Genomic DNA, 26,373 nt, shown 5'->3' with positions numbered 1-26,373 from the left:
CAGGGCCGGACCCTGATATTGTGCCGGCTCCAAGGCAGCCGGATGATGTGGACGCGCAAAATGGCAGACAACGGCGGCGAAAAGCAAGAGGTGAACAAGGAGTTGCCATGCCAAATCGCCCGATCGGCTTGCACTGCACACAGAAAACATCTCCTCCGTTTACTTGCCGAACCGGGCTGGGATGCTCATAAAGAGGCATGAGCATCCTATCCCCTAAGGTATCCCGTGGCAGACGAACATAAAGCCGCCCAGCGCGGCTATCGCGTTGCCAACACATTCGTGCCTGCCAGACCGCAGGAGCCGGCGCTTTATCTGGTGGCGACGCCGATCGGCAATCTCGGGGACATCACCTTGCGCGCCTTGGAGACGCTCGCGGGCGTCGACGTGCTGGCCTGCGAAGATACGCGCGTCACCCGGGTCCTGCTGGACCGTTACGGTATCGTCAACCGGCCCTTTGCCTACCATGAGCATAATGCGGATGAGGCCGGGCCGAAGCTGATTGCCGCCCTAGAGGAAGGAAAATCGGTGGCACTCGTCTCCGATGCCGGCACGCCGCTGGTCTCCGATCCGGGCTACCGGCTTGGGCAGATGGCAGTCGAGGCTGGTCATAGGGTCGTGCCGATCCCCGGCGCGTCTGCGCCGCTTGCGGCTCTTGTCGGCTCTGGCATGCCTTCGGACGCCTTTCTTTTTGCCGGTTTCCTGCCGGCCAAGGACAAGGGACGGCGAGATCGGCTGGCGGAGCTTTCCAAAGTGCCTGCCACGCTGATCTTCTTCGAATCGCCGCATCGGATCGGCGCCACTCTTGCGGCGGCGGCGGAGGTGCTTGGGAAAAACCGTCGCGCCTGTGTCTGCCGGGAGCTCACGAAGACCTTCGAGGAGTTCCGTCGCGGATCGCTGCAGGAACTTGCCGCTTATTATGATGAGGAGCGGACCGTGAAAGGCGAGATCGTACTGCTTGTCGCGCCTCCGCAGGCGGAAGAGGCGCCGGGCGAGGTGGAGGTGGAAGCACTGCTGCGGGAACTCTCGGCCACGATGCCGACGGCCAAGGCGGCAGCAGAAGCCGCCCGCCTCACGGGGCTTGGCCGAAAAGACCTCTATCAGCGGCTCCTGGACCTGAAGGAAACGGGTGGCGGTGGAAAATGACCCCGGCTTGAAGCGGCGCAAGGCCGAACGCCGAGGCCATGTCTCGGAATATCTGGCCGCGTTGTACCTGCTGGCAAAGGGCTACCGGGTTCTGGCGATCCGCTATCGCACCAAACTCGGCGAGATAGATCTGATTGCCCGCAAAGGTGATCTCGTCATCTTCGTCGAAGTGAAGGCCCGGATCGGCGAACAGGAAGCGATCGATGCCGTTGGCTTCACCACGCAGGCTCGCATCCGCGCGGCAAGCGATCTGTGGCTTTCGAAGCGGAAGGATGCGGCGAGGCTTTCGCAGCGTTACGACATTATTGCCGTATTGCCGAGCCGGCTTCCTCGGCATTTTCCGGACGCGTTTTAAGGAAACTTCCAACGATCCTTGCTCTGTTAGAAAAATGACATAAAACTGTAAAGTCGGTGTCATGGGAGGACCCTATTCGGGGCCGGCACCAATCAAGGTGGAGGACATAAAATGTTGAAAAAACTTTCGATGGCCGCATTCGCGGTCGCTCTGTCGGCAACCTCTTCGCTTGCTGCGACGGAAGTCACCTGGTGGCATGCCATGGGTGGCGAACTCGGCAAGAAGCTGGAAGAAATCGCTCAGAAATTCAACGAGAGCCAGACCGACTACAAGGTCGTGCCTGTCTACAAGGGAAGCTATCCAGAAACGCTGACGGCAGCGATCGCCGCTTTCCGCGCAAAACAGCAGCCGGCTATCGTTCAGGTCTTCGAAGTCGGCACAGGCACGATGATGGCTGCCAAGGGTGCCGTATATCCGGTTTACAAGCTGATGGCCGATGAGGGCGAAACCTTCGACCCCAAGACCTTCCTGGCGCCGGTCACTGGTTATTATTCCGATACCCAGGGCAACATCCTGTCGCTGCCCTTCAACTCCTCCACGCCGATCATGTATTACAACAAGGACGTCTTCAAGAAGGCCGGCCTTGATCCGGAAGTCGCTCCGAAGACCTGGAAGGAAGTCGAAGAGTTCTCGAAGAAGATCGTCTCTTCGGGCGCTGCCAAGTGTGGCTTCACCTCCGCCTGGATCACCTGGGTTCAGACGGAGAACCTGTCGGCGATTCACGACAAGCCTTTCGGCACTCTGCAGAACGGTTTTGGCGGCGTGAAGTCCGAATTCAACTTCAATGGCCCGCTTCAGGTCAAGCATTGGGCAAATCTGAAAAAGTGGCAGGACGAGGGCCTGTTCAAGTACGGCGGTCCGGTCGGTGGCGATCAGGCGGCGACGATGTTCTACGCGCAGGAATGCGCAATCACCATGAACTCGTCTGCAGGCCGCGCCGGCGTTATCAACAACGCCAAGACCTTCACTCCGGGCTTTGCTCCGCTGCCTTATTATGACGACGAGATCAAGGAGCCGAAGAACTCCATCATCGGCGGCGCGACCCTCTGGGTGCTGAACGGCAAGGACAAGGCCACCTACAAGGGTGTTGCCAAGTTCTTCAGCTACCTCTCCAAGGCGGAAGTCCAGGCCGATTGGCACCAGTTCACCGGTTACCTGCCGATCACCAATGCCGCCTACGATCTTGGCCAGAAGCAGGGCTACTACGAAAAGAACCCGGGTTCCGACATCGCCATCAAGCAGATCACCCGCGGCACCCCTTCGGACAATTCGAAGGGCTTGCGGTTTGGCAATTTCACGCAGGTCCGCACCATTGTCGACGAGGAGTTCCAGGCGCTGCTCGCCAACAAGAAGGACGCCAAGCAGGCGCTCGACAGTGCCGTTCAGCGTGGCAACGCGCTGCTGCGTGAATTCGAAGCGGCTAACTCGAACTGATCACGCCGATTCACTGCAGGGAGGGCCGGCGCCTGCCGGGCCTCCCTTGCTCGTTTCCTATTTTGTGGTGAGGGATCGGTGGATACCAAGAGAACAACCTTCAACAACCGCCTGCTGCCTTATCTGCTGCTTGCGCCCCAGCTCGCTATCACGCTCATCTTCTTCATTTGGCCTGCTGCGCAGGCAGTGAAATCCTCCTTCGAGCGGGAGGACCCATTCGGGTTCTCGACCGTCTTTGTAGGGCTGGCGCATTATCAGCAGCTGCTCGCTGATCCGAACTATCTGGATTCTCTCTGGCGCACCGCGGTATTCGCCGTGTCGGTTACGTTGCTTTCGATGGTGCTGGGCCTCGCATTTGCGGCTGCGGTCGATCGCCTGACGCGGACCTCGAAGGTCTACACAACGCTTTTGGTCTGGCCTTATGCCGTCGCTCCCGTCGTCGCCGGCGTCCTCTGGTGGTTCCTGTTCAACACCTCGACCGGCCTCTTGCCTTTCTTTCTGGAGCGGTTCGGGATTCTCTGGGATCACGACCTCAACGGCACCCATGCCATGATCCTGATCATCATCGCCGCGGCCTGGAAGCAGATCTCCTACAATTTTCTTTTCTTCCTCGCCGGCCTGCAGTCAGTGCCGCAGGCGCTGATGGAGGCCGCGGCGATCGACGGTTCCGGGCCGGTCAAGCGCTTCTTCACGATTTCGCTGCCGCTTCTGTCGCCGACGACGTTTTTCCTGTTCATCATCAACGTGAACTACACGATGTTCGATACCTTCCCGATCGTGGACGCCACGACGGGCGGCGGACCTGCTCAGGCGACGACCACGCTCGTCTACAAGGTCTATCAGGATGGTTACGTCGGCTTGAACCTCGGCTCCTCTTCGGCGCAATCGGTGCTTTTGATGCTGATCGTGATGCTGCTGACCTTCGTCCAGTTCCGCTTCGTCGAACGCCGCGTCCAGTATTGAGGAACGATCATGGTTGAAAACCGCCCCTTCCTGACCTTCCTCACCCACGCTTTCCTGATCCTGGGATTCTTGATTGTCGCTCTGCCGGTCTATGTCGCGATCATGGCGTCGACCCATGATATTTCGACACTGATGAGCGGTCCTGTTCCGCTCTTGCCGGGCTCGCATTTCATCGAAAACTACTCGACCATCCTGACCAGCGCCTCTGCTGCCCACGGCTTGCCCAACTACTCGCATATGGCATTGAATTCGCTGGTCATGGCGCTGGCAATCACGGTTGGGAAGATTTGCATCTCTATCCTTTCTGCCTTCGCGATCGTCTACTTCCGCTTCCCTTTCAGGCTTCTGGCCTTCTGGATCATCTTCGTCACGCTGATGCTGCCGGTCGAGGTGCGCATCATGCCGACCTACAAGATCGTCGCCGATCTCGGCATGCTGAACTCCTGGGCCGGGCTGACCATTCCCCTGATCGCATCGGCCACGGCGACTTTCCTGTTCCGCCAGTTCTTCATGACGGTGCCGGACGAGCTTCTGGAAGCGGCGCGTGTGGACGGAGCCGGCCCGCTGAAGTTTTTCAGGGACATTCTGCTGCCGCTCTCGCGCACCAATATCGGCGCCTTATGCGTCATCCTCTTTATCTATGGCTGGGTGCAGTATCTCTGGCCGCTCCTGGTGACCACGGATCCCGGCTACTACACGCTGATGATGGGCATGAAGCGCATGGTCACCGTTCAGGACGGCGTCATCGAGTGGCACCTCGTCATGGCAGGTTCGGTACTTGCAATGCTTCCCCCCATCCTGGTCGTGGTCTTTATGCAGCGGTTGTTCATCCGCGGCCTTACTGAAACGGAGAAATGAAATGGCCGGCATCCACATCGCCGAGGTTTCGAAGGTTTATGCCGGCGGCGTAAAAGCCGTGAATTCGGTGTCGATCGACATCGCCGACGGAGAGTTCATCGTGCTGGTCGGTCCGTCCGGCTGCGGCAAGTCGACACTTTTACGCATGGTCGCGGGGCTGGAGACGATCTCGGGCGGTGAGGTGAAGATCGCCGACCGCGTCGTCAACAACGTGGAGCCGGCCGATCGCGATATCGCGATGGTCTTCCAGAACTATGCGCTCTATCCGCATATGACGGTCTACAACAACCTCGCCTACGGCCTGAAAAACCGCGGCACGCCCAAGGCGGAGATCGATGCCCGCGTGACGGAGGCGGCGCGGATGCTGGAGATCACCCAGTATCTCGACCGCAAGCCGCGCGCTCTTTCCGGCGGTCAGCGCCAGCGTGTGGCGATGGGCCGTGCGATCGTGCGCAAGCCGGCCGCCTTCCTGTTCGATGAACCGCTGTCGAACCTCGATGCGAAGCTGCGCGTTTCGATGCGCGGCGAGATCAAGCGCCTGCAGCGCCGGCTCGGCACGACGTCGATCTACGTCACCCACGATCAGCTGGAGGCAATGACGCTCGCCGACCGCCTCGTCGTGCTGAATGGCGGCAGGATCGAACAGATCGGTGCTCCTCTGGAGGTCTATCACGCGCCGGCATCCACCTTCGTCGCGAGCTTCATCGGCTCGCCGGCCATGAATCTCGTCAAGGGGGAGCTGCACGGCGACAAGCTGGCGATCGGCCCGTCGGTGATCGGACTCAACGGTTTTGCGCCCGCATCCGGCACCGTCACCGTGGGCGTCCGCGCCGAGGATATCCGGATTGCACGTGCGGATGAGGAGGCTCTGCCCTTCCGTCTGGAATATGCGGAGGAACTGGGCGCCCAGCGCCTTATCCACGGCACGGTGGGCGATCAGCAGATCACGGCGGCCGTATCGCCTGAACTCGAACTTGCGCCCGAGATGCAGATCGCCATCGACGCGAGCCGCCTGCATTTCTTCGCCGTCGACACCGGCAAGCGGTTGCCCGGCAATGTGCCGGCGGAGGCGAAACTTGCTCCTGTCGAGCCGGTCGCCTGACCGCCGTCCTGAAATCGGGCCGACCGCTAAAATTGTAGTGTCGGCCTGAACAGCCAGGTTACGCTTTGCCGCTATTGTTTCCCGGTCTGGGAACTATAGGGGGCAATATGAGCTGGCAAGTTCTTGCTGTGAGTGTGGCGGCCATGGCCGTTCGGCACAAGTCCTACGCGCCGGAGCAGGCGCCTGTTAAAGCATTTGTCGGCGCCTGTCCGGATTCTCTCGAAATGGCTCCGCTGCCGATCGAGCCCTCCTGGATTATCTCCGGCAATCCGCAGGCCCGTGCCGCCTCTCATTCAAAGGCCGACGATCAATGTGCCGCGACGGGCGTATGGGACTGCACGGCCGGCACCTTCCGCTGGTTCTTCGGCTGGGACGAGACGGTCGTGATCCTGGAAGGCGAAGTGCATGTAACCGCCGAAGACGGCACCGAGCGCACCCTGCGCAGTGGCGATGTGGCCTATTTCAAGGGCGGCACCTGGGCCACCTGGCAAATCGATAACTATGTCCGCAAAGTCGCTTTTCTGCGCAAACCGTTCCCGGCGCCGCTCGCGATGCTCTATCGTCTCCGCAACATGCTGCGCCCCAAGGCCCAGGTCGGCCTGGCGGCTTGATATCGGTTTGATTGCCGTTGCCTTCGAGCGCCCGCCGTCCTACATCAGGCGGGCATTTTTTGAGGGGCTGAAGTCATGGCAAAAATCCGCACCGTCGCGTTCCAGATGGACCATATCTCCGGCGTCAACATAGCCGGCGATTCGACATTCGCCATGGCGCTGGAAGCACAGGCGCGAGGCCTGGAGCTTTTCCACTATACGCCCGACCGGTTGACGCAGCGGGACGGCAGGATCTTTGCGACCGTCGAGCCGCTGCAGGTCCGGGACGTAAAGGGCGATCACTTCACGCTTGGGGAAAAGCAACGTGTCGACCTTTCGACCATGGACGTCGTTCATCTGCGTCAGGACCCGCCCTTCGACATGGGCTATATCACGTCGACTCACCTGCTCGAGCGCATCCATCCGAAGACCTTGGTGGTGAACGATCCGGCCTGGGTGCGCAACTCGCCGGAAAAGATCTTCGTGACCGAATTTGCCGATCTGATGCCGGCGACCCTTATTTCGCGCGATCCGATGGAGATCGCCCGCTTCCGGGAGGAGATGGGCGATATCATCCTCAAACCGCTCTACGGCAATGGTGGTGCGGGCGTCTTCCATTCGGCGCGCGACGATCGCAACTTTACCTCGCTTCTCGAAATGTTCGGCCAGATGTATCGCGGCGAGCCCTATATCGCCCAGGCTTATCTGCCCGCCGTGCGCAAGGGCGACAAGCGGATCCTGCTGGTGGATGGCGAACCCGTTGGGGCCATCAACCGGGTGCCGGCCGAACATGACAGCCGCTCCAACATGCATGTCGGCGGGCGTGCAGAGCCGACCGAGATAACGGCGCGCGAAAGGGAGATCTGCGCTCGGATCGGGCCGGCATTGCGCGAACGCGGCTTCCTCTTCGTCGGTATTGATGTGATCGGCGACTATATGACCGAGATCAACGTCACGTCCCCGACGGGAATCCGTGAAGTCAAGAAGTTCGGCGGCGCCGATGTCGCAAGTCTGCTGTGGAACGCCATCGAAGCAAAGCGGGGCTGAGTCCCCTTCTCGCGTTCGCTTTTGTTCCAGCGATGCAACCCGATACAACCGAGTTGCATCGCAAGCGCGAATTTGTTCCCTTAATGTTCTTGTATTTCTATTGATCCTGTGTCAGGTTGCAATCGCTGGCGCGGAATGCGTGTATCGCTGACGCTCCGGACATGATGTTTTGGGGGCAGGGTCACATGGTTTCGCGCGTCAGCACGGTTGCATTTCAGGGCATAGAGGGCGTTCCGGTCGACGTGCAGGTCATGGTCGGCCCGGGCAAGATGAACATGCATATCGTCGGCCTGCCGGATAAGGCTGTGGCCGAAAGTCGGCAGCGGGTGCAGGCTGCGCTCCACGCCTCGGGGCTTGCGATGCCGCCGAAGAAGGTGACGGTCAATCTTGCGCCGGCCGATCTGCCCAAGGAGGGCTCGCATTACGATCTGCCGATCGCGCTCGGGCTGATGGCGGCTCTCGGGGCTATCCCTGGCGATGCGCTGACCGACTATGTGGTTCTCGGAGAACTCAATCTCGACGGCACTCTGGCACCCGTTGCCGGGGCTCTTCCGGCCGCTATCGGCGCCAATGCGATCGGCAAGGGCCTGATCTGCCCGGCCGATAGTGGCGCGGAGGCCGCATGGGCCGGCCCCGATATCGATATCCTGGCCCCCGCAGCCTGATTGCGCTCGCCAACCATTTCCGAGGCACGCAGGTGATCTCGCGGCCGCAGCCGGCAATCCGCGCGCTACCGGCCAACCTGCCGGATCTGGTGGACATCAAGGGGCAGGAAAGCGCCAAGCGCGCGCTGGAAGTGGCCGCCGCCGGAGGCCACAACCTCCTGATGGTCGGCCCGCCCGGATCGGGAAAGTCCATGCTTGCCGCCCGGCTGCCATCGATACTGCCGCCGCTTTCGGCGGTCGAGCTTCTGGAAGTATCGATGATCCATTCGATCGCCGGCCAGCTTTCCGGCGGCAAGCTTTCGGATCGCCGCCCGTATCGCACGCCGCACCATTCCGCCACCATGGCGGCTCTGGTCGGTGGGGGCTTGCGCGCCAGGCCGGGCGAGGCCTCGCTTGCCCATCATGGCGTACTCTTCCTGGACGAATTTCCGGAATTCTCGCCGCAGTCGCTCGATGCGCTACGCCAACCGCTCGAAACCGGCGAATGCATCATCGCCCGCGCCAATCACCGGGTCTCCTACCCGGCCAGCATTCAGCTTGTCGCGGCCATGAACCCCTGCCGTTGCGGAATGGCCGGCGAACCGGGACACACTTGCGCCAGAGGTCCGCGTTGCGCTGCCGACTACCAGGCTCGCATTTCCGGGCCGCTGATGGATCGTATCGATATCCGCATCGATGTCCCGGCGGTTTCTGCGGCCGATCTTATCCGTCCCATGCCGGCGGAAAAGAGCGCTGACGTCGCCAGGCGCGTCGCCGCGGCGCGTGAAAGGCAGCGGGAGCGTCTGGAGCATGCCGGCTATCCGGCTATCCTCACCAATGCCCGGTGTTCCACGTCGTTGATCGAAAAATTCGCTGAGCCGGATGCGAGCGGCCTGCAATTGCTGCGGGATGCGGCGGAGAAATTGAAATTCTCCGCCCGCGGTTATCACCGGGTGCTGAAGGTCGCCCGCACGCTCGCCGATCTCGACGACAAGGATACGGTCGGCCGCATCCACCTGGCCGAGGCCATTTCGTACCGCATGGCCGGCGAGCGGCTGGCAACCGCGGCGGCGTGACGTTGCACGGCGGAGGACGCTAGGCTCCGAGCCCTTCAAAAAGCGCGGTCGAAAGATAACGTTCTGCAAACGAGGGGATGATGACCACCAGGTTCTTGCCGGCATTCTCCTCGCGACTGCCAACCTTGACGGCGGCGACGAGGGCTGCACCGGAGGAAATGCCGACGGGCACGCCTTCCAGTCTGGCCACCAGGCGGGCCATTTCCATGGCCTCCGGGCCGTTGACGGTGACGATCTCGTCATAGATCTTCGTGTCGAGGATCTTCGGCGCGAAACCGGCGCCGATACCCTGGATCTTGTGCGGGCCGGGCTGGCCGCCGGAAAGCACAGGAGATTCTTCGGGCTCGACGGCGATGACCTTGAGGTTGGGGTTGCGGCCTTTCAGCACCTGGCCGGCGCCGGTGATCGTACCGCCGGTGCCGATGCCGGAAACGAAGATATCCACTTTTCCGTCGGTGTCGTTCCAGATCTCTTCGGCGGTCGTCTTGCGATGTATTTCCGGATTGGCGGGGTTTTCGAACTGCTGCGGAATGATCGCGTCAGGCAGCGAAGCGGCGAGTTCTTCCGCCTTGGCGATCGCGCCCTTCATGCCTTTCGGGCCTTCGGTCAGCACCAGTTCCGCGCCGAGCAGTGCCAGCATCTTCCGGCGCTCGATCGACATGGTTTCCGGCATGGTCAGGATCAGTTTGTAGCCCTTCGCGGCAGCGGCGAAGGCAAGTGCAATACCGGTATTTCCGGACGTCGGCTCCACCAGCGTCGTCTTGCCGGGGGCAATCTTGCCTTGGGCTTCCAGGCTCTCGATCATCGCGACGCCGATGCGGTCCTTGACGGATGCGATCGGGTTGAAGAATTCCAGCTTGGCCAGGAGATTTGCCTTGACGTCCTTCTCCTTGGCGAGTTTGTCGAGACGCACGATCGGCGTATCGCCGATGGTTTCGGTAATCGAGGAATAGATCTTGCCGCGGCCCGGCTTTCTGGTCTCTGACATGGTGCTCTCCCTGAGTTTGAGGGAGAAGGTAGGGCTTGTGCCGGTCGAATGCCAGCAACGTCACACCGGTGGAGGCGAGAAATCGAAATTTTGTTCCACGAGAAGGCGGAACCCGAAAATGGCGTTGCGGTCAAACGCCGGTCGAGCCGAAGCCGCCGCTGCCCCGCGCGGTGGCGGTCGCCTCGGTGATCTCCCCGATCCGCGCCTGGATCACAGGCGCCACGACCAGTTGGGCGATCCGCATGCCGCGCGTGATCACGAAATCCTCCTCGCCGAGATTGATCAGCAGCACCTTCACTTCGCCGCGATAGTCGCTGTCGATCGTGCCTGGAGTGTTGAGGCAGGTGATGCCGTGCTTGAAGGCGAGACCGGAGCGCGGCCGCACCTGCATTTCGAACCCGTCTGGAATTTCGAAGATGAAGCCGGTCGGGACCAGTACTCGCTTGCCCGGCGGGATTGTCAGTGGCGCATCTTCAGCCACCGCCGCACGCACGTCCATTCCGGCCGCCCCGGAAGTCTCGTAGGACGGCAGGTCCATGTCCATGCCATGCGGCAGGCGGATGAGGCTGAGCTTGGGCGCGGAGGGGGTGTGCATGTTCATAAGGTATTACTTTGTCTCCGTAGCCGGCAGGTCAATTGCAATGGCGGGCTTTAATCGCTAGATACGCCGGCAATTCACAGGATTTATGTCATGCCCGAAACTATTGCCGAGGCGGTTGCCCGCCGCCGCACATTCGCGATCATTGCCCACCCGGACGCCGGCAAGACGACGCTGACCGAAAAGCTGCTGCTTTTCGGCGGCGCCATTCAGCTCGCCGGCGAGGTCAAGGCGAAGAAGGATCGCATCCAAACCCGGTCCGACTGGATGAAGATCGAGCGGGAGCGCGGCATCTCGGTGGTCACCTCGGTGATGACCTTCGAATATGGCGGCAATGTCTTCAACATTCTCGATACCCCCGGCCACGAGGATTTCGCCGACGACACCTATCGCACGCTGACCGCGGTAGACGCGGCCGTCATGGTCATTGACGCGGCAAAAGGTATCGAACCGCGTACGCTGAAGCTCTTCGAAGTCTGCCGCATGCGGGACATCCCGATCATCACCTTCGTCAACAAGATGGACCGCGAAAGCCGGGATCCCTTCGAGATTCTCGACGAGGTCGAGGAGAAGCTGGCGCTCGATACGGCGCCGGTCACTTGGCCGATCGGCCGCTCCAAGACCTTCTGCGGTTCCTATCATCTCGCCGACAACACGGTGCGGGGATCGGACACGGAAGTGAAGCCGACCAAGGTCAATGGCCCGCAGTCGGTTGCCGATCGCCTGCCGGAAAACGAACGGGCGGCTTTCATCGAGGAAACGGAACTCGCGATCGAGGCCTGCAGGCCTTTCGATCGACAGGCCTTCCTCGAAGGCCATTTGACCCCGGTGTTCTTCGGCTCGGCTTTGCGTAATTTCGGCGTCCGCGATCTCATCGATGCACTGGGGGATTTTGCGCCGCCGCCGCGCGACCAGGTCGCCGACATCCGCAAGGTCCACGCTGCCGAAGACAGGATGACTGCCTTCGTCTTCAAGATCCAGGCGAACATGGATCCAAACCATCGCGACCGCATTGCCTTTGCGCGCGTCTGCTCCGGCAAGCTGGAGCGCGGCATGAAGGCGCGACTGGCGCGGACTGGAAAGCAGCTTGGTCTGACAGCGCCGCAATTCTTTTTTGCTTCGCAGCGTCAACTGGCAGACACGGCCTATGCCGGCGATGTGGTCGGCATCCCGAACCACGGCACCCTTCGTATCGGCGATACGCTGACCGAAGGTGAGCCGCTGGTCTTCCAGGGCGTGCCGAACTTCTCGCCGGAAATCCTCCGCCGCGTGCGGCTGGAGGATGCCATGAAGGCGAAGAAGCTCAAGGAGGCCCTGCAGCAGATGGCGGAAGAAGGCGTCGTGCAGCTCTTCTCGCCGGAAGACGGTTCGCCTGCCATCGTCGGTGTCGTGGGCGCGCTGCAGCTCGACGTGTTGAAGGAGCGTCTATCGGCCGAATACGGTCTGCCGGTCTCTTTTGAGATGTCGCGCTTCTCGGTCTGCCGCTGGATCTCCTCGGATCAGCCGGCCGATCTTGAAAAGTTCCTCACCGTGAAGCGCGGCGACATCGCCCGCGATCTGGACGGCGATCCGGTCTTCCTGGCGCAGGATGCCTTTTCCCTGCGCTACGAAGCAGAGCGCTATCCGAGCATCAAGATGGTGGCCATCAAGGAATATCACGTCGCCAAGGCGGCGTGATCTCCGTCAGGCAGCGGCGATGATCTCGATCTCCACCAGCCAGTCGTCGATCAGCGTTTCGACGACGACGGCAGTCGTCGGTATGCGGCGGTTTCCGAGTGCCGAGAGGCGTGCATTCTGGTTTGCCTCCACGTAAGCCGCGTCGCGCAGATAGCTCGTCAGCCGCACGATATTGTCCGTGCCCATATGCGCTTCGGCGAGGATCCGCTTCAGGTTTGACCAGATCAGCTTGAGCTGCATATCAAGGTCTGCTCCGGCAACGCCCGCTTCATCGAGGCCCATCGTCCCGCTGACGAAAAGCAAGCGCTCCGGCTGGCGCACCTCCATGGCATGTACGTAGTCGGGCGTAGCGGCATAGACACCCTCTTGTGGATTGCAGACGATCATTTCCATCTCGGCCTCCTCTGGAATTTTATCTGGAATTGAAGCAGTTTCGCCGAAGATTATTCGCCAGAAAAGCAAAGGAGGCGGCTGGATGGAAAATACAGAAGACATTCGGCCGAAGCGGCGGGGGCCACCCCCGCTCGATCCCTTTGACCGAAAGATATTAGCCGCACTGGCTGCCGATGCCGATCAAAGCTATGCGGCGCTCGGCGAAAAGGTGGGGCTTTCGCCGCCCGCGGTGCACGAGCGGGTCAAGCGATTGAAGCGGGCAGGCGCCATCCGGGATACGGTAGCCCGGCTCGATGGAACTGCTGTCGGCAAGCCGCTGACTGCCTTCGTGCATGTGGAGGCGGCCGGCTGGGGCAAGAGCGAGCGTTTGATGCAGCTTGCCCGCTTTCCGGAGGTGGAAGAGATGCACTCCGTCGCTGGCGACGCGAGCGTGATCTTCAAGGTTCGGATGGAAAGCCCGCAGGCGCTGGAATTCCTGCTTGGGCAGATCCATTCGGTGCCGGGCGTACGCGGCACGAAGAGCTATATCGCGCTTTCCACCTATCTGGACCGGCCGGTCCAGGCGGAGGTCACGACCGACTGGCCGGGCGTGCCTCTTCCGCCGGAATAGGTGCCGGCGTTTAGCCGAACTTGACGGCGGTCGTATTGGAGCCGCAAACGAGCACGCAGACCTTTTCATCCTGCTCCGGCACGTATTTGCCGGAAAGCAATGCCGCCAATGCCGCCGCTCCACCCGGCTCTGCGACGAGCCGTGCGCCCGCCCAGAGCGCCTTCTGTGCCGCAAGGATCTCATCGTCGGAGACAAGCACAGGCGGCTCAACGTATTTTTTCGCAATCGGAAACATCATCTGGCCGACCTGCTTCGGTGCGAGCGAATCCGCAGCGATGCCGCCGGCCGGCGCATCCACCGGCTTGCCGGCCTTGAAAGCGTGGTCGAGTGTCGGCGCGCCGTCCGATTCGACCGCGACGATCTTCACCCGGCCGCGGAACCACGAGGCGATGCCGCCGATCAGCCCACCGCCGCCGACTGCGACGAGCAGCGTCGTCATATCCGGCAAATCCTCTTCGATCTCCTTGCCGAGCGTGCCCTGGCCGGTCAGCGTTTCTGCCTGATCATAGGCATGGATCGGCAGCGCGCCGCTTGCCGCCGCATAGGTCTCGCTTGCCGCAAGAGCATCCGCATAACGCTCGCCACCAACCACCAGTTCGGCGCCATAGGAGCGGATCAGGTCGATCTTCGCCTGCGAGGCGACGCTTGGCACGAAGATATGCGCCGGCACGCCGCGTTCGCGGGCGGCATAGGCGACCGCCGCACCGTGATTGCCGCCGGATGCCGCCACCACGCCGGCTGCCGGGATATCGCGGGTCAGCAGGCTGGTGAAGGCACCGCGTACCTTGAAGGAACCCGAATGCTGAAGCAGTTCAAGCTTCAGGTCGACCGGCCGCGCCGTGCCGCAAAAATCTTTGAGGTCGACCCGCATCACCGGCGTGTGGCGAATGAACGGACGGATCAGCGCCTCGGCTTGCGCAATGCGTTCGGGCGTGACTTCGAAGGCGGTTGGGGTTTCGATCGACATGCTGGCCTCTTTCGAATGAAAGGCGATGAGGTAGCCCGTAATTGGCCGGATGGAAAGGGTCAGTCACTGATCCGCTCTGCAAGAAAGTCGACCACTGCGCGCACTGAGGGAAGCTGCCCGCGCCGATGCGGCATCAGGATCGTCGTGGTGATGCTGCCGGCCGTCCAGTTGGGCAGCAGACGGACGAGCTTTCCCTCTGTCAGTATTTCCCGACAAACCGATGTCGGCAGGCACGCCACGCCAAGCCCCGCAATAGCGGCCTTCATCATAACCATGGGTTCGTCCGCAGCGATCACCGGCTTCGGCGCGATCTCAACCTCTTCTCCCTCCTTGGACGTCAGCCGCCAGCGGGTGTCGCCGAGGCCGGCCGTGATGGCATGGTGTCCGGTAAGGTCCTCCGGCCGTTTCGGCTCGCCATGAGTTATGAGATAGCCGGGCGAGGCGACGACGAAGAAGGCATGGGTGGCGAGCCTGCGCTGCAGCAGTGTCGAATCCGGCAGAGGCGCCTGATGGCTGCGGACCGCGATATCGAATCCCTCCTGTACGATATCGACGAACCGGTCGCTTACATGCAGCGAGAGCTGCAGCTTGGGGTATCGCGCCGGAAGTTCGACCAGATGTTCAGCGAGCACGAATTGGGCGGTCGGCACGGCTGCGGTCATTCGCACGATGCCGCTCGGTTCGCCGAGATGGGTGCGAACGATCGCCTCGGCCATTTCCGCTTCGATAACCGAGGCCTGCGCATGCCGGAGGAATTCCCGTCCCAGGTCGGTAAGCGTGAAGCTTCTCGAAGTACGCTGGATCAGCCGTACCCCGAGCCGGCTTTCCAATTCGGCCACCCGCTTGCTCACCGTGGATTTTGGCACGCCGAGCATTCGTCCGGCAGCCGAAAAACCGCCATGCTCCACCGCTTGAACGAAAAAGTTCAGGTCGTTGAGGTTGAGTGGATTGCTCATGCAGCTTCCAGATTTGTGAACTTTAAGGCGCCAAACTGGCATCTATTCCTTCAGCGTCCATGCCTCATATTGGTTTCATTCCAATATCAACGCAAGGAGTGATACATGACACCGATCCTGTTTTATGGGGTGCCCGAAGGATGTTCGTTCGGTTCGATCGTCGCGCTTGAATGGACGGGAGCGCCTTATCGCCTCTGCCGCATCGACATGCCGGGCGTCGTCTCGAGTGACGTTTACAAGCCGCTGAACCCGATTGGCGAGACGCCGTCGCTGATGCTGCCGGACGGTCGGGTGATGAGCGAGAGTATGGCAATCCTCAATCATATTGCCGTCCGTACCGTTCACAAAGGCTGGGGTTTTCCTCCGGACTCGGAAAAGTTCGATCGGCTGAACCAGATGCTGGCCTTCCTCAATACCAGCTTCTTCAATGCGTTCGGCCCGCTCTGGCATACGGTCGAGCATGAACTGGAACCGCAAGCCAAGGAAGCCTTGCAAGCCTATGGCATTGCCAAGGTGGAGAAGGCGCATGCGCAGCTGGAAACGCTGCTCGATGGCCGCCCATGGCTGCTCGGCGAGGAAAAGAGCTTTGCGGACGCCTATTTCGCCGGCATCGCCCGCTGGAATGATTTCCACCAGGTCGTCGACAGGCGGAAGTTTCCGGCTCTGAACGCCCTGTACGAACGGCTCCAACTGGATCCTGCAGTGCGCTTCGCCTGGGCGATCGAACACGAAGAGGATGCCCGGACCACCGGCAAGTTCCTGGGGCATGTCAGCCTCGAAGAGGCGCTCGGATCGCTGAAACAGGCAGCTTAAGAAGGACGTCGGGGGATATTCGACTGGATATCCCCCGATGCCGCTGGGGCGTATTCCCGAGACTCGCAGCTCAGGCGGCTGCGAGATCCTTCAGGAAGTCATCGCACCAGCGGTTGATATCGTGTTTCAGGAGATGCTCCATCATCTTCTCCCAGCGCTGCTTGCGCTCCTCCAGCGACATCGTCAGTCCGCGTGCGATCGCGTGCGCTGTGCCTTCGATATCATAGGGATTGACGAGTAGGGCGCCGGTGAGCTCGCGGGCGGCGCCGGCAAAGCGCGAGAGCACAAGCACGCCTGGATTCTCCGGGTCCTGGGCAGCGACGTATTCCTTGGCGACGAGGTTCATCCCGTCCCGCAGCGGCGTCACAAGCCCGATCCGCGCCAGCCTGTAGAGGCCTGCCAGCACCGGTCTGGCCACGGAGCGATTGACATAGCGGATCGGCACCCAATCCACGGTACCGATCGCACCGTTCACCCGCCCGGCCTGTTCGGCGACGGTGCGCTGCATCTGCTCGTATTCGGGCACTTCCGAGCGGGACTTGGGGGTGATCTGAAGATAAGTCACCTTGTTCTGGTAGGCCGGGTTGAGGGTGATGAACTGTTCGAAGGCGTCGATGCGCTGGGTGATGCCCTTGGAATAGTCGAGCCGGTCGACGCCGATGATGAGGTCCCGGCCCTCGACGCTCTGGCGCGCCTTGCGCACCATCGCATTGGAGGCGGCTTTGCGGGCGAACTCCGCGAAGGCAGCCGTCTCGATGCTGATCGAATAGGCGCCGCCTTTGAAGGTGCGGCCATAGGTGCTGAACTTGCCTTCGCTGAGGCGCTCGCCAATGCCCTCGCGCACCAGCCCGCCGCCGAAATTGTCGAGGTCGAAATCCGTCTGGAACCCGACGAGATCGTACTCGGACAGCCCACGCATGATCTGCTCGTGCACCGGCATGGAAAACAGCACGTCTGCGGGCGGCCACGGGATATGCAGGAAAAAGCCGATCTTGTTCTTGAAGCCCATCTGGCGCAGCTCGGAAGCAAGCGGGATCAGATGGTAGTCATGGACCCAGATGACATCGTCTTCTTTGATGAGCGGCGCCAGCCGTTGGGCGAAGAAGCGATTGACGCGGAAATAGCCGGCCATTTCCTTGCGCCCGTATTCGGCGAGATCCAGCCGGTAATGGCAGATCGGCCAGAGCACGCGGTTGGCGAAGCCGTGATAATATTCCTCCACATCGGTCTTTGTGAGGTCGGTCAGCGCATAGGTTATGTTGCCATGCGTCTGCAAATGGAGGGCTGCGGGCTCTTTCGCCCCGCTCGACTTTCCGGACCACCCCATCCATATGCCTCCGCGTTCGGCAAGGGCTGCCTGCAAGGCGACAGCCAATCCGCCTGCCGGGGCGGCCCCGCCTCTTTCCGGGACGGTGACACGGTTGGATACGACCACGAGACGACTCAAGATTTCTTCCTTTTGTTCATGTAGCGGTTTTATCGCCAGCAAGCGTGGCGACTATGCCTCGGAGCACTGAGGCCGACCGGATGATCGATTTCGCCTCGGTTCCATCGAGCACCTCGGCGATCCGGATCGAATGCCCGCCAAGTTCATTGGCGATGCGGAACATCGCTTCGTCGGTTACGTCGTCGCCGATGGCTATCGGCTTGCGGCCCTCGAATGGGGCTTGCTCGAGAAAGGCCTGCAGGGCATGGCCCTTGCTCGCGCGTGCCGGGCGGATCTCCATCACCATCTTGCCGCGCTGAAGCGTGAAATCAGGCCCGGCCATTTCCAGGTAGCGAGGCATGGCCGCCTCAAGCGCCTGCTGCCGGTCGGGTGCCAGGCGATAGTGAGCGGCGACCGCAGCTCCCTTGTCCTCCACCAGAACGCCGGGCCATTGCTCCGCTTCACGGGCAAGCGCGGCTTTCAGGTCCTCGAACGAGGCGTCTGGTTCGATCCGGCTGATGGCGCCGGATGGATCGCGCCGCTCCGCCCCATGCAATCCCGCGATCGGAAACGCATAGGGCCTAAAAAGCTGGTCGGCATACGGCAGTGCCCGGCCCGTTACCAGCGCGAGCGCACCGCCGAGTTTCATGGAAAGCCGGTGGAGGTGTTCCGGCAGATCCGGCGGGACGACGATCCCATCGGGGGTTTCGGCCAGATCGAGCAGCGTGCCGTCGATATCGAGGAATAAGGCCCATTCGTCGGGTTCGCTTGCAAGTTTGGAGAGGACCCGGTCTCCGGGCAGAGCAGGTACTTGTCCTGCCGTGGTGGGATGTTGCTGATGCGACATAGTGCCTGATTTAGGCCACAAGTTCACGCCGACAACCGCACGCGGCAACATTACGTTGCAAAAAGTGATGTTTGCTCCGCCGAAAATCTGGCATGAAAGCCCTTGGTTGACGTCCCGTTAACCATTTGCCGGGACTCTGAGTTTTCCAAATATCGGGCCGCGAACGGGCGGCAATGTCGGAGCAGCAGATCTATGTGCCGTTGGGCAGCCTATCGCGGAGAACCTCTTTATCTGGAAGAGCTCGTATCCTCGCCGGCCCATTCCCTCATCGAACAGTCCCATTGCGCCACCCGCGCGAAAACAGCCACCAATGGCGATGGCTTTGGCATCGCCTGGTATGCCGACCGGCCCGAGCCCGGGCGGTATCGCGATATCCTGCCGGCCTGGTCGGACTGCAATCTGCGAAGCATCGCCCGGCAGATCCGTTCGCCGCTCTTCCTTGCCCATGTAAGGGCCGCAACCGCCGGCGGCACGCGGCGGGATAACTGCCATCCTTTCGTTCACGGTCACTGGTCGTTTATGCACAATGGCCAGATTTCCGGTTTCGAACGCATTCGCCGCGCGATGGAAGCGATGCTCGGTGATGAGCTTTTCCATGCCCGCACCGGCACGACGGATTCCGAACTTCTGTTCCTGCTCGCGCTGGAGCTGGGGCTTGATACCGATCCGTTCGGAGCGATGGAAAAGGTGATCGCGACGGTTGAGGACCTTTCGGTGGAGAAATCCGGCAACGCGCTGGTGCGCTTCACTGCGGCCTTCTCGAACGGCCGCGAGCTTTTTGCCGTGCGTTATGCTACCGATCACAAGCCACCGACCCTCTATGCCGCTCCGATGGGCGGCAAGACGGGTTATTGCCTTGTCTCCGAACCACTGAACGACGACGTCGACGCTTGGGCGGAGATTCCCGACGGCAGCGCCGTGAAGGTCGGTGGCGAAGGCGCGAAGGTGTCTGTCTTCGCGCCTCGCCGCGAGGACGAAGAAGCTGTCAGGAAGTTGGCGTAATTCCCAATTCCTGTCGGAGTTTCTTCGTCAGGCTCGCCGCCACGAGGTGATAAGACTGGGTGAGATAGTGAATTACCTCGTCATCTGAAAGCGGCGAGGATCTGCCGATCTCCACCCATTTGCGCTTGGCGAAATAGGGAGCCTGCCGGATCCCGTCGAGTGCCGTCAGGATTTCGAAACTTTCTTCCGGGCATTTCGCCACCACGCGCGCCTTGCCGTCTTCTGCCGAAAGCAGCGTAAAGACCTTGCCGCCCACCTTGGCAACGTGGCTGCCCCACTGGTCGACAAAGGACGTGCCCGGCAGGCTTTTGACGAAGGCGTCGAAACCTTCAGGCTCGAAAACGCTCATGTCAGGCTCCTGCCAGCCGCTCGGCGATAAGCCGGGCCAGTCGTTCCGCGACTTCATCCTTTCCGAGATCGGGCCATTCCTCGATCCCACCGGCAGAGATAATCTTCACCCGGTTGCGGGTGCCGCCCATGATGCCTGTCCCGGGGGAAACGTCATTGGCGACAATCATATCGGCGCCCTTGCGTTCGAGCTTGGCGCGCCCGTTCTTTTCGACATCCTGCGTCTCAGCGGCAAAGCCGACGACCAGTTTCGGCCGCTTGTCGTGATGCCCCACCGTTTTAAGGATATCGGGATTTTCGGCAAGCTGCAGCGGAGGTGGAGCCTCACCCGGCCGTTTCTTGATCTTCTGTTCCGCCGAGGAGGCGACGCGCCAGTCGGCGACGGCAGCCACCATGACCGCGATATCGGCCGGCAAACGGGAAAGCACCGCGCCAAGCATCTCCTCCGCCCGCTCCACATGCACTGTCTTGACGCCGGCCGGATCGGGAATGGTCACGGGGCCGGAAACCAGCGTTACTTCGGCACCAAGTCTTGCCAGTGCCGCCGCAATCGCATGGCCCTGACGGCCGGAGGAGCGGTTGGCGATGTAGCGGACCGGATCGATCGGTTCATGTGTCGGGCCGGAGGTGACGATTGCCGTCTTTCCGGCCAAGGGTTTCGGTGCCTCGTCCAGCAACCGTTCTATTGCCGCGACGATCTCCAGCGGTTCGGCCATCCGGCCAATCCCCGCCTCGTTGCTTTCGGCCATTTCGCCAGCCATCGGGCCGATGAAATGGATACCGTCCGCGTTCAGGGTTTCGGCGTTGCGCCTGGTCGCGGCTGCGGCCCACATTTTCGGATTCATGGCGGGTGCGATGAGCACCGGCCGGTCCGTCGCCAGCAATACGGCGCTGGCGAGATCATCGGCAAGCCCATGTGCCATCTTTGCCATCAGGTCGGCGCTTGCAGGCGCCACGACAACCAGATCGTTTTCGCGGGCCAGCCGGATATGGCCCACATCCTGTTCGTCCTCCCGCGAAAAGAGATCCACATAAACATGGCCGGAAGAGAGTGCGCCGACGGCAAGCGGCGTGACGAATTCTTGCGCAGCCTTGGTCATGATCGGCCTCACCGAGGCTCCGCGTTCGCGCAGCCTGCGGATCAGGTCGAGGCTCTTATAGGCCGCGATGCCGCCCGAAATGATCAGAAGAATGCGCTTGCCTGTCAGTGCCATGCTCTTGCCCGGATATAGGATGTGTGGCGGAAGCTAAGCCCTTGCCCGCCAAGTTGCAATCGGCGCCACCTTTGGTCTTTTGGAACTGCGACGAGAGGGTGGGCGTTCTCTTTCCCAAAGGAGAAGACAGATGGCCAAGAAGAACGCAATCCCGAAGAAAGTCGCCGGCTTCAAGGTGCCGAAATCGATCCGCAAGTCTTCCTTTCTCAAGAGCATGCTGGCCAGCAAGACCGGCCGGGACATTCTTGGCAAAGCGCTCTTGGCCGCAGCCGGTGCGGCTGCCGCCGTGCTGACGGAGGAACGGGAGGACATCGCCAGGGCAGGCAAGAAAGGCGCACGCAAGGGCGCTCGCGCGGTGGGAATTGCCGGAGAGGCACTGCAAAGTGCCGCCAATGCCGCCATGGATGTGGTTGTCGACCAGACCCGTTCTATCTTTCCTGCCGCCAAGAAGAAGGAAAAAGACCACCGCCCTTTAGCGGACGCGGTAAGACATTAGCGAGAAGACGTGCCTCCTCTCGCGGCAAGCAGAAATCTCGCCTGCCGGGCCCGTTGAAGCGCCTGGTTCTGAAACGCTACGGCAAAACTGCGGCGGGCCGCATAGGCGCGGCTGCCGTGTTGAAGGCGCTCCGTGTGCTTGTCAGGCGACATCCAATGACGGCATTGGAAATGGCGGGGGCCGGCTTGAGCGAAGCCGGAGGGGCAGGTTTCCAGGAAATAAAGGCAGCCGTCATACTGTCGTCTGACAACTATCAGGAGGGGAGCGCCGCCGCTCCGGCCGCATCTCCCAACGATACTGTCGAAACGAAAACCGTCTGAACGTCCTTGCTCCAAGCTATGAGGCAGATTGATCCTTCTGCAGGTGTGATGCTATCGATGAGTTGGCCGGATGCGGCCAGCCGTCCGCGGGCTTTTCGCCCATGGTGAACGCATCCACCGCCTCTCATCCTTAGCCACCCGGCCAACGATGACGAACGGATCAGTAATGCGGACCCTGATCTTGCCGTTCGTCCTTTGGAGGGTGATGAGATGCGCGACTTTCGCGATGCCAAACTGATGGCAAAAAGCCTGCGTGAGGCGCTGGCCGAACGTAAGATAGATCTTACCCATAGCCAGGCGCTCGAATTGGTCGCAAACCAGTTCGGCTACGACAACTGGAATGTGCTTGCCGCCAAGATCGAGGCGGTAGAGCCTCCGACGAGGCGGGAGGCTGCGTCGATCCAGCCGGCGATCCCGATCTTCCGCATATTCTCCGTCGATAAGGCCATGGAGTTTTATTGTGGCTTTCTGGGCTTCGAGGTGGATTGGGAATACCGCTTTGGCGACAAGGCACCGCTTTATTGCCAGATTTCCCGCAGCGGCATGCTGATGCATCTGAGCGAGCATTCGGGCGATGCTTCACCCGGTGCGCGGGTCTTTGTGCCCATGCAGGGCATCAGGCACTTCCATGCCGAACTGATCGGCAGGAATTATTCCTATATGAGGCCGGGGCTCGAAGAGGCGCCCTGGGGCCTGGAGGTCACGGTCACTGACCCTTTCAGCAACCGGATTACCTTCTGCGAGCGCCAGCAAGGCTAGCGGTCGCCGCTAGCTCTTTTTCTTGGCAGTCGCGACCGGCTCGGTTGTCAGCTTGAAATCCGCCATTTCCTTTGGCGTCAGGTAATAGAGCCGGTCCGGCGGCGTTTCCAGGGCATTGATCCAGAGCCCGGCACCTATGCCCATCGCATCCAGATGCCGGGCTACCCGCGCGGTCGTCGCCTGCGCGGCCGACATGGCCTGTTCGGCGGTGGGCCTGTCCTTGCCACCATTGAAGACCTGATGCACGCCGACAACCGCGTCCTTCTCCGCCATGCGCCCAATACCGCCGGCGAAAACGATCGGGCAGGAGGAGGCGCAGAGGCCCTTCGTGGCCACCTTGGTGTCCAGCTTCTTCTCCCGGATCAGCTTCGACATGGTAAGCGCATCTTCGACCGAGCCGCCGGGCGAATTGAGCATCACCGTCTTCACATATTCGCCGCGGGCCTCGATCTCCTGTGCAAACCGACCCGCGGCACCAGGATCGATTGTCCCCTCGGCCAGAAGAACGCCACTCGGTTTCAACTCGAATTTCATCGGCTGGCGCAGCACTTCCTTGGAGCTCGCCGGCTGGACCGGCGGCGCGGCAGGCACTCCGTCCGTCAGTGCCGGAGGCAGGACGGGTTGGTCCTGGCGCAACGGGTCGTAGCCCGGAAGCTCCGCATTCATCGCGGTAATGTCGCGCACGTCGATGACAAGAAAAACCGCCGCGGCCGACAACAGGATAAAGAAGGCGCCCCGCATGAGAACGCCGTCGTCCAGCTTCAACAGCGCCTCGATCGGCTTATCGATCCTCATGAGAGCGGTCCCGTGTGCGCGACTTGAGATCGATCGCGGTTATATTGTTCGGCTCTTGCGCGTCGTTCTCCGGTTCTGCCCTGGCGACGGCTTCTTCGATGCTGATGCCGCCAGCGGTGATCGCCCGCTGGACTTGCAGCGCCTGAAGTAGTTCCGCGGCAGTAATGCGTTCGGCAAAAGGCAGCTTTTCGTCCTGCCTGCGGATAGCGCCGTGGACGACCGCGAGAATGAAGACCAGCACGCCGGGCAAAAGATCGATCGAGATTGCGCCAGCCCAGGCAGGAATGAAGTCGGATGCGTAGCGCAGCACCGCTTCCGCGGAAGAGAGGGGTACGAACCGCCGTTCGGGCACGGGAGCACGAGCGAGGATTTCGTCGGCGGCCTGAGAGAGGACCTTCGACTGTGCCGCGACCGACGCCCGCACCGTCTCCATGACCTGGTCCTGGCGGCTGACGAGATTGGCATCACCGCCATCGGCCACCGGAGCGATGAAGCCGAGAGACAGGTCGTCCGCCGCCCGGCGGATCGACGGCGCGATCGATGTCTGCCCGAGCGAAGCAATGACGCCGGTGAGTGCGACGACTTCTGAGGAAAACTGGTCGGCGCGCGGTTCTATGGCGCCCGGGGCCGAAACGAGCGTCCGCATCGTCTCCAGCCGCTTCTGCCCGTCGTTGAAGAGGTTCGTCACCTGCTCACGCGACGTGTTGATGCCGTTTTCGAGATCTTTAAGCTGTGCCGACATCTGCGAAAGGAGCGCTACGACGCTGCCGGATCCGTTCGTTCCCGTAAGTGCGCCCGATTGCCGTTCGGAGGCCGCGAGCTGGGCGAAACGCTCGGATGCCCGCTGGATATCCGGCAGCAGGCTTTGCGCGGCCAGGGCGTTTTGATGTGCCTGGTCGAGATCGGTAGTATAATCCTCCACCGTTTCGGCGAGATGCTGTTCGAGTGCCGCCGAGCCTGCCAGTGCCGCCGCGTTCAGCCAGCTCGACATCGCAATGATCATGGCAGCGCCGAGTGCCATGACGCCGAGCATGGCGGTTCGGCCGGCGCGGGTCGTCACATGCGGATAAAAGCGTGCCATGTAGGACCAGAAGGCGTAGATCCCCACGGAAACGGAAGCGGAATATATGATCGCCGCAAAGAAGACGGCGGTCGGCGAGCCGTCGAGGATCGAACGTACGCCGAGATAGGTATAGACGCCGGAGGCGAGCGCGAGCACAGCGAGCGCAAACCGGGTCATGGTTTCGACGGCCGCGACGCCGTCCTGCAAGCGTTGGGAAGCGCCGAGCGCCATGGGCAAGGTCTCCGGAAAGGAATGTATTCCTTAACAGAGAATGAAGAACCGGGCGGAATAAAGGCGTCTGCGGTTCGCGCTGCCGGTGTGTGTCAGCCGAGCGTGAAGACGAAATAGAGCAGCGAGAGCGCGATGATCCACAATGCGATGCGGCCGGAACGGCTGTGTCGGGCTTCCGACCTGCCGATCGCTTCGGCCGTTTCGGGGTCGAAACGCAAGCCGTGCTCGCTCATATGAATGAGTTCTTCGTGGAACCTCTCGGTCTTGGCGGCAATTTCCGGTGCAGCTTCCGCAAGTTTTACCATTGCCTTCAGGCCGTCCTTCAGATCGGAGACCACTCGTTTCGGCCCCAGATTGCTGCGGATCCAGTCGCCGACCACCGGCTCGGACGCCTTCCACATGTTGAACCGCGGGTTCAGCATCCGCGACACGCCTTCGACGACGACCATCGTCTTCTGCAAAAGGATCAGCTCCGGCCGGGTCTGCATCTCGAAAAGGTCGGTCACCTCAAAGAGCAGCGCAAGCAGTCGCGCCATGGAAATCGTTTCCGCCGGCTGTCCGTGGATAGGCTCGCCGATTGCACGGATCGCCTGGGCAAAGCTCGACACGTCATGGTGGGCCGGAACGTAGCCAGCCTCGAAATGGACCTCCGCGACCCGTGTGTAGTCGCGCGTGATGAAACCGTAGAGGATCTCCGCGAGGAAGCGCCTTTCCTTCTTGCCCAGCCGGCCGACGATGCCCATGTCGACGGCGACGATCGTGCCGGTTTTGTCGACGAAGAGATTGCCGGGATGCATATCGGCATGGAAGAAGCCGTCGCGCAGCGTATGGCGAAGGAACGACTGGATCAGGACCTCGGCAAGCCTCTCCAGATCGTGGCCGGCAGCCTGCAAAGCGCCCACGTCCGACATTTTGATGCCGTCGATCCATTCCATGGTGACGACATCGCGGCCGGTCCGCTCCCAGTCCACGCTCGGCACGCGGAAGCCGTGATCGTCCTTGATGTTTTCGGCAATCTCGGAAAGCGCGGCCGCTTCCAGGCGAAGGTCCATCTCCACCTTGGTGGTCTGTTCAAGCGTGCGCGTGACCTCGACCGGCCTGAGGCGCCGGGAGGAGGGTACGAAGCGCTCCTGCATGCGCGACAGGAGATACATGCTCTCGATGTCGTGGGCGAAGCGCTGCCTCACACCCGGCCGCACCACCTTCACAGCCATCTTCCGGTCGCCGATCATGCAGGGATGCACTTGGGCGATGGAGGCCGCGGCGATAGGCTCTCCGAATGAGGAATAAAGATCGCTGATGGGTCGTCCGAGCGAGCCTTCGATCGCCGCCTTGGCAGTCTCCGTCGGGAAATAGGCCATGCGGTCCTGCAGGAGCGCAAGGTCCACGGCCCAATCCACGCCGACCACGTCCGGGCGAGTTGCAAGGAACTGACCGATCTTGACATAGGACGGGCCGAGCCTGTCCACGGCGCGCGTCAGCCGCTCGCTGCGTGCCTGCTTGAGCGAATGGTTGCGGGCCAAGGGCTGGAGGAGCGACTTAATAAGACCGACCGAAGGCGGCAGGCCCTGCGAAGGGAGGGCCGATACCACTCCTTCGCGCACCAGGACCCAGCCGACGCGTGCAAGCCGGAAATAAGCGCCGATCGTGCTCATGCG

27 protein-coding genes and 1 pseudogene are annotated in these 26,373 nt (G+C 61.5%); 16 read left to right on the top strand and 12 right to left on the bottom strand.

What is annotated here, in order from left to right; all coding sequences use genetic code 11:
* Nucleotides 1-225 precede the first annotated feature (225 nt).
* From rsmI to EDE05_RS02445, 9 genes and pseudogenes are all read left to right on the top strand, one after another.
* Nucleotides 226-1,143 (top strand): 16S rRNA (cytidine(1402)-2'-O)-methyltransferase, encoded by a 918-nt coding sequence (gene rsmI, locus EDE05_RS02485; RefSeq protein ID WP_112802432.1) that lies wholly within the window; start codon nucleotides 226-228, stop codon nucleotides 1,141-1,143.
* Nucleotides 1,133-1,498 (top strand): YraN family protein, encoded by a 366-nt coding sequence (locus EDE05_RS02480; RefSeq protein WP_132408287.1) that lies wholly within the window; start codon nucleotides 1,133-1,135, stop codon nucleotides 1,496-1,498. Before rsmI ends, EDE05_RS02480 begins: the two co-directional genes overlap by 11 nt.
* A gap of 111 nt (nucleotides 1,499-1,609) precedes the next feature.
* Complete coding sequence (ugpB, locus tag EDE05_RS02475) at nucleotides 1,610-2,932, top strand: sn-glycerol-3-phosphate ABC transporter substrate-binding protein UgpB (RefSeq protein ID WP_132408289.1); 1,323 nt, start codon at nucleotides 1,610-1,612, stop codon at nucleotides 2,930-2,932.
* 78 nt (nucleotides 2,933-3,010) lie between these two features.
* Complete coding sequence (gene ugpA, locus EDE05_RS02470; RefSeq protein ID WP_105370416.1) at nucleotides 3,011-3,895, top strand: sn-glycerol-3-phosphate ABC transporter permease UgpA; 885 nt, start codon at nucleotides 3,011-3,013, stop codon at nucleotides 3,893-3,895.
* A gap of 9 nt (nucleotides 3,896-3,904) precedes the next feature.
* Nucleotides 3,905-4,753, top strand: a complete 849-nt coding sequence (gene ugpE / locus EDE05_RS02465) for a sn-glycerol-3-phosphate ABC transporter permease UgpE (protein ID WP_132408293.1) — start codon at nucleotides 3,905-3,907, stop codon at nucleotides 4,751-4,753.
* Between the two features lies 1 nt (nucleotide 4,754).
* Nucleotides 4,755-5,855 carry a sn-glycerol-3-phosphate import ATP-binding protein UgpC gene (locus EDE05_RS02460; protein ID WP_105370418.1) on the top strand — a complete coding sequence of 367 codons (1,101 nt, stop codon included), beginning with the start codon at nucleotides 4,755-4,757 and terminating at the stop codon, nucleotides 5,853-5,855.
* 107 nt (nucleotides 5,856-5,962) lie between these two features.
* Nucleotides 5,963-6,466 carry a cupin domain-containing protein gene (locus EDE05_RS02455; RefSeq protein ID WP_132408295.1) on the top strand — a complete coding sequence of 168 codons (504 nt, stop codon included), beginning with the start codon at nucleotides 5,963-5,965 and terminating at the stop codon, nucleotides 6,464-6,466.
* A 75-nt stretch (nucleotides 6,467-6,541) separates the two neighbouring features.
* The gene (gene gshB / locus EDE05_RS02450; protein WP_112802438.1) at nucleotides 6,542-7,492 is read left to right on the top strand and encodes a glutathione synthase; all 951 of its coding nucleotides are present in this window, start codon (nucleotides 6,542-6,544) and stop codon (nucleotides 7,490-7,492) included.
* Nucleotides 7,493-7,677: 185 nt separating this feature from the next.
* Nucleotides 7,678-9,212, top strand: a pseudogene (locus EDE05_RS02445) (YifB family Mg chelatase-like AAA ATPase).
* Between the two features lie 19 nt (nucleotides 9,213-9,231).
* Here EDE05_RS02445 and cysK read toward each other — a convergent pair.
* Both cysK and dut read right to left on the bottom strand, forming a co-directional pair.
* Nucleotides 9,232-10,200: a cysteine synthase A gene (gene cysK / locus EDE05_RS02440; protein WP_112802442.1), complete on the bottom strand. Its 969-nt coding sequence runs from the start codon at nucleotides 10,198-10,200 to the stop codon at nucleotides 9,232-9,234.
* Between the two features lie 130 nt (nucleotides 10,201-10,330).
* On the bottom strand, nucleotides 10,331-10,801 hold the full coding sequence (gene dut, locus EDE05_RS02435; protein ID WP_132408297.1) for a dUTP diphosphatase: 471 nt from the start codon (nucleotides 10,799-10,801) through the stop codon (nucleotides 10,331-10,333).
* 90 nt (nucleotides 10,802-10,891) lie between these two features.
* Here dut and EDE05_RS02430 point away from each other — a divergent pair, with 90 nt between their 5' ends.
* Nucleotides 10,892-12,475, top strand: a complete 1,584-nt coding sequence (locus EDE05_RS02430) for a peptide chain release factor 3 (RefSeq protein ID WP_132408299.1) — start codon at nucleotides 10,892-10,894, stop codon at nucleotides 12,473-12,475.
* A gap of 6 nt (nucleotides 12,476-12,481) precedes the next feature.
* On the opposite strand, the gene EDE05_RS02425 is transcribed toward EDE05_RS02430, so the two are convergent.
* The gene (locus tag EDE05_RS02425) at nucleotides 12,482-12,868 is read right to left on the bottom strand and encodes a RidA family protein (protein WP_134099773.1); all 387 of its coding nucleotides are present in this window, start codon (nucleotides 12,866-12,868) and stop codon (nucleotides 12,482-12,484) included.
* An 82-nt stretch (nucleotides 12,869-12,950) separates the two neighbouring features.
* Here EDE05_RS02425 and EDE05_RS02420 point away from each other — a divergent pair, with 82 nt between their 5' ends.
* Nucleotides 12,951-13,478, top strand: a complete 528-nt coding sequence (locus EDE05_RS02420) for an Lrp/AsnC family transcriptional regulator (RefSeq protein ID WP_134099770.1) — start codon at nucleotides 12,951-12,953, stop codon at nucleotides 13,476-13,478.
* A 10-nt stretch (nucleotides 13,479-13,488) separates the two neighbouring features.
* On the opposite strand, the gene EDE05_RS02415 is transcribed toward EDE05_RS02420, so the two are convergent.
* Together EDE05_RS02415 and EDE05_RS02410 are read right to left on the bottom strand one after the other, a co-directional pair.
* Nucleotides 13,489-14,445 carry a threonine/serine dehydratase gene (locus EDE05_RS02415; RefSeq protein WP_132408305.1) on the bottom strand — a complete coding sequence of 319 codons (957 nt, stop codon included), beginning with the start codon at nucleotides 14,443-14,445 and terminating at the stop codon, nucleotides 13,489-13,491.
* Between the two features lie 59 nt (nucleotides 14,446-14,504).
* A complete protein-coding gene (locus EDE05_RS02410) occupies nucleotides 14,505-15,401 on the bottom strand; it encodes a LysR substrate-binding domain-containing protein (protein ID WP_132408307.1) in 897 nt (298 codons plus the stop codon).
* Between the two features lie 105 nt (nucleotides 15,402-15,506).
* Between EDE05_RS02410 and EDE05_RS02405 the strand changes: the two genes are divergently transcribed.
* A complete protein-coding gene (locus EDE05_RS02405; protein ID WP_132408309.1) occupies nucleotides 15,507-16,214 on the top strand; it encodes a glutathione S-transferase family protein in 708 nt (235 codons plus the stop codon).
* A gap of 70 nt (nucleotides 16,215-16,284) precedes the next feature.
* On the opposite strand, the gene otsA is transcribed toward EDE05_RS02405, so the two are convergent.
* On the bottom strand, nucleotides 16,285-17,661 hold the full coding sequence (otsA, locus tag EDE05_RS02400; protein WP_134099768.1) for an alpha,alpha-trehalose-phosphate synthase (UDP-forming): 1,377 nt from the start codon (nucleotides 17,659-17,661) through the stop codon (nucleotides 16,285-16,287).
* Nucleotides 17,662-17,677: 16 nt separating this feature from the next.
* Nucleotides 17,678-18,487, bottom strand: a complete 810-nt coding sequence (gene otsB / locus EDE05_RS02395; protein WP_134099765.1) for a trehalose-phosphatase — start codon at nucleotides 18,485-18,487, stop codon at nucleotides 17,678-17,680.
* A gap of 192 nt (nucleotides 18,488-18,679) precedes the next feature.
* Between otsB and EDE05_RS02390 the strand changes: the two genes are divergently transcribed.
* Complete coding sequence (locus EDE05_RS02390; RefSeq protein WP_132408313.1) at nucleotides 18,680-19,489, top strand: class II glutamine amidotransferase; 810 nt, start codon at nucleotides 18,680-18,682, stop codon at nucleotides 19,487-19,489.
* On the opposite strand, the gene EDE05_RS02385 is transcribed toward EDE05_RS02390, so the two are convergent.
* Entirely contained in the window at nucleotides 19,473-19,838 is a 366-nt protein-coding gene (locus EDE05_RS02385) for an MmcQ/YjbR family DNA-binding protein (RefSeq protein WP_105370433.1), read from the bottom strand. The two genes, EDE05_RS02390 and EDE05_RS02385, sit on opposite strands and share 17 nt — an antisense overlap.
* 1 nt (nucleotide 19,839) lies before the next feature.
* A complete protein-coding gene (gene coaBC, locus EDE05_RS02380; RefSeq protein WP_134099762.1) occupies nucleotides 19,840-21,051 on the bottom strand; it encodes a bifunctional phosphopantothenoylcysteine decarboxylase/phosphopantothenate--cysteine ligase CoaBC in 1,212 nt (403 codons plus the stop codon).
* 130 nt (nucleotides 21,052-21,181) lie between these two features.
* Here coaBC and EDE05_RS02375 point away from each other — a divergent pair, with 130 nt between their 5' ends.
* From EDE05_RS02375 to EDE05_RS02370, 3 genes are all read left to right on the top strand, one after another.
* On the top strand, nucleotides 21,182-21,547 hold the full coding sequence (locus EDE05_RS02375) for a hypothetical protein (protein ID WP_134099759.1): 366 nt from the start codon (nucleotides 21,182-21,184) through the stop codon (nucleotides 21,545-21,547).
* A 155-nt stretch (nucleotides 21,548-21,702) separates the two neighbouring features.
* Complete coding sequence (locus tag EDE05_RS26680) at nucleotides 21,703-21,867, top strand: hypothetical protein (protein ID WP_166675413.1); 165 nt, start codon at nucleotides 21,703-21,705, stop codon at nucleotides 21,865-21,867.
* A 210-nt stretch (nucleotides 21,868-22,077) separates the two neighbouring features.
* Nucleotides 22,078-22,626: a glyoxalase superfamily protein gene (locus EDE05_RS02370; RefSeq protein ID WP_134099756.1), complete on the top strand. Its 549-nt coding sequence runs from the start codon at nucleotides 22,078-22,080 to the stop codon at nucleotides 22,624-22,626.
* 9 nt (nucleotides 22,627-22,635) lie between these two features.
* On the opposite strand, the gene EDE05_RS02365 is transcribed toward EDE05_RS02370, so the two are convergent.
* The 3 genes from EDE05_RS02365 to ubiB form a co-directional block, all read right to left on the bottom strand.
* Nucleotides 22,636-23,421 (bottom strand): ATP-dependent Clp protease proteolytic subunit, encoded by a 786-nt coding sequence (locus EDE05_RS02365; protein ID WP_105370438.1) that lies wholly within the window; start codon nucleotides 23,419-23,421, stop codon nucleotides 22,636-22,638.
* Nucleotides 23,408-24,715, bottom strand: coding sequence for a hypothetical protein (locus EDE05_RS02360; protein ID WP_105370439.1), 1,308 nt, complete (start codon nucleotides 24,713-24,715; stop codon nucleotides 23,408-23,410). Before EDE05_RS02360 ends, EDE05_RS02365 begins: the two co-directional genes overlap by 14 nt.
* Before the next feature lie 92 nt (nucleotides 24,716-24,807).
* On the bottom strand, nucleotides 24,808-26,370 hold the full coding sequence (ubiB, locus tag EDE05_RS02355; protein ID WP_134099753.1) for a 2-polyprenylphenol 6-hydroxylase: 1,563 nt from the start codon (nucleotides 26,368-26,370) through the stop codon (nucleotides 24,808-24,810).
* Nucleotides 26,371-26,373 lie beyond the last annotated feature (3 nt).

This window comes from Neorhizobium sp. R1-B (genome assembly GCF_004368875.1).
GTDB lineage: Bacteria > Pseudomonadota > Alphaproteobacteria > Rhizobiales > Rhizobiaceae > Neorhizobium > Neorhizobium huautlense.
The sequence above is the reverse complement of the archived record's forward strand: the minus strand, read 5'-3'. Positions and strand labels throughout refer to the sequence as shown.

Coding starts and splice junctions, on each gene's coding strand:
- EDE05_RS02360 (WP_105370439.1), bottom strand. CDS start 24,715: ATGGCGCTCGGCGCTTCCCAACGCTTGCAGGACGGCGTCGCGGCCGTC.
- EDE05_RS02460 (WP_105370418.1), top strand. CDS start 4,755: ATGGCCGGCATCCACATCGCCGAGGTTTCGAAGGTTTATGCCGGCGGC.
- EDE05_RS02455 (WP_132408295.1), top strand. CDS start 5,963: ATGAGCTGGCAAGTTCTTGCTGTGAGTGTGGCGGCCATGGCCGTTCGG.
- EDE05_RS02420 (WP_134099770.1), top strand. CDS start 12,951: ATGGAAAATACAGAAGACATTCGGCCGAAGCGGCGGGGGCCACCCCCG.
- ugpB (WP_132408289.1), top strand. CDS start 1,610: ATGTTGAAAAAACTTTCGATGGCCGCATTCGCGGTCGCTCTGTCGGCA.
- EDE05_RS02365 (WP_105370438.1), bottom strand. CDS start 23,421: ATGAGGATCGATAAGCCGATCGAGGCGCTGTTGAAGCTGGACGACGGC.
- EDE05_RS02410 (WP_132408307.1), bottom strand. CDS start 15,401: ATGAGCAATCCACTCAACCTCAACGACCTGAACTTTTTCGTTCAAGCG.
- dut (WP_132408297.1), bottom strand. CDS start 10,801: ATGAACATGCACACCCCCTCCGCGCCCAAGCTCAGCCTCATCCGCCTG.
- cysK (WP_112802442.1), bottom strand. CDS start 10,200: ATGTCAGAGACCAGAAAGCCGGGCCGCGGCAAGATCTATTCCTCGATT.
- gshB (WP_112802438.1), top strand. CDS start 6,542: ATGGCAAAAATCCGCACCGTCGCGTTCCAGATGGACCATATCTCCGGC.
- EDE05_RS26680 (WP_166675413.1), top strand. CDS start 21,703: ATGACGGCATTGGAAATGGCGGGGGCCGGCTTGAGCGAAGCCGGAGGG.
- ubiB (WP_134099753.1), bottom strand. CDS start 26,370: ATGAGCACGATCGGCGCTTATTTCCGGCTTGCACGCGTCGGCTGGGTC.
- EDE05_RS02430 (WP_132408299.1), top strand. CDS start 10,892: ATGCCCGAAACTATTGCCGAGGCGGTTGCCCGCCGCCGCACATTCGCG.
- EDE05_RS02385 (WP_105370433.1), bottom strand. CDS start 19,838: ATGAGCGTTTTCGAGCCTGAAGGTTTCGACGCCTTCGTCAAAAGCCTG.
- coaBC (WP_134099762.1), bottom strand. CDS start 21,051: ATGGCACTGACAGGCAAGCGCATTCTTCTGATCATTTCGGGCGGCATC.
- EDE05_RS02390 (WP_132408313.1), top strand. CDS start 18,680: ATGTGCCGTTGGGCAGCCTATCGCGGAGAACCTCTTTATCTGGAAGAG.
- otsB (WP_134099765.1), bottom strand. CDS start 18,487: ATGTCGCATCAGCAACATCCCACCACGGCAGGACAAGTACCTGCTCTG.
- EDE05_RS02425 (WP_134099773.1), bottom strand. CDS start 12,868: ATGGAAATGATCGTCTGCAATCCACAAGAGGGTGTCTATGCCGCTACG.
- EDE05_RS02375 (WP_134099759.1), top strand. CDS start 21,182: ATGGCCAAGAAGAACGCAATCCCGAAGAAAGTCGCCGGCTTCAAGGTG.
- EDE05_RS02370 (WP_134099756.1), top strand. CDS start 22,078: ATGCGCGACTTTCGCGATGCCAAACTGATGGCAAAAAGCCTGCGTGAG.
- EDE05_RS02405 (WP_132408309.1), top strand. CDS start 15,507: ATGACACCGATCCTGTTTTATGGGGTGCCCGAAGGATGTTCGTTCGGT.
- EDE05_RS02415 (WP_132408305.1), bottom strand. CDS start 14,445: ATGTCGATCGAAACCCCAACCGCCTTCGAAGTCACGCCCGAACGCATT.
- ugpE (WP_132408293.1), top strand. CDS start 3,905: ATGGTTGAAAACCGCCCCTTCCTGACCTTCCTCACCCACGCTTTCCTG.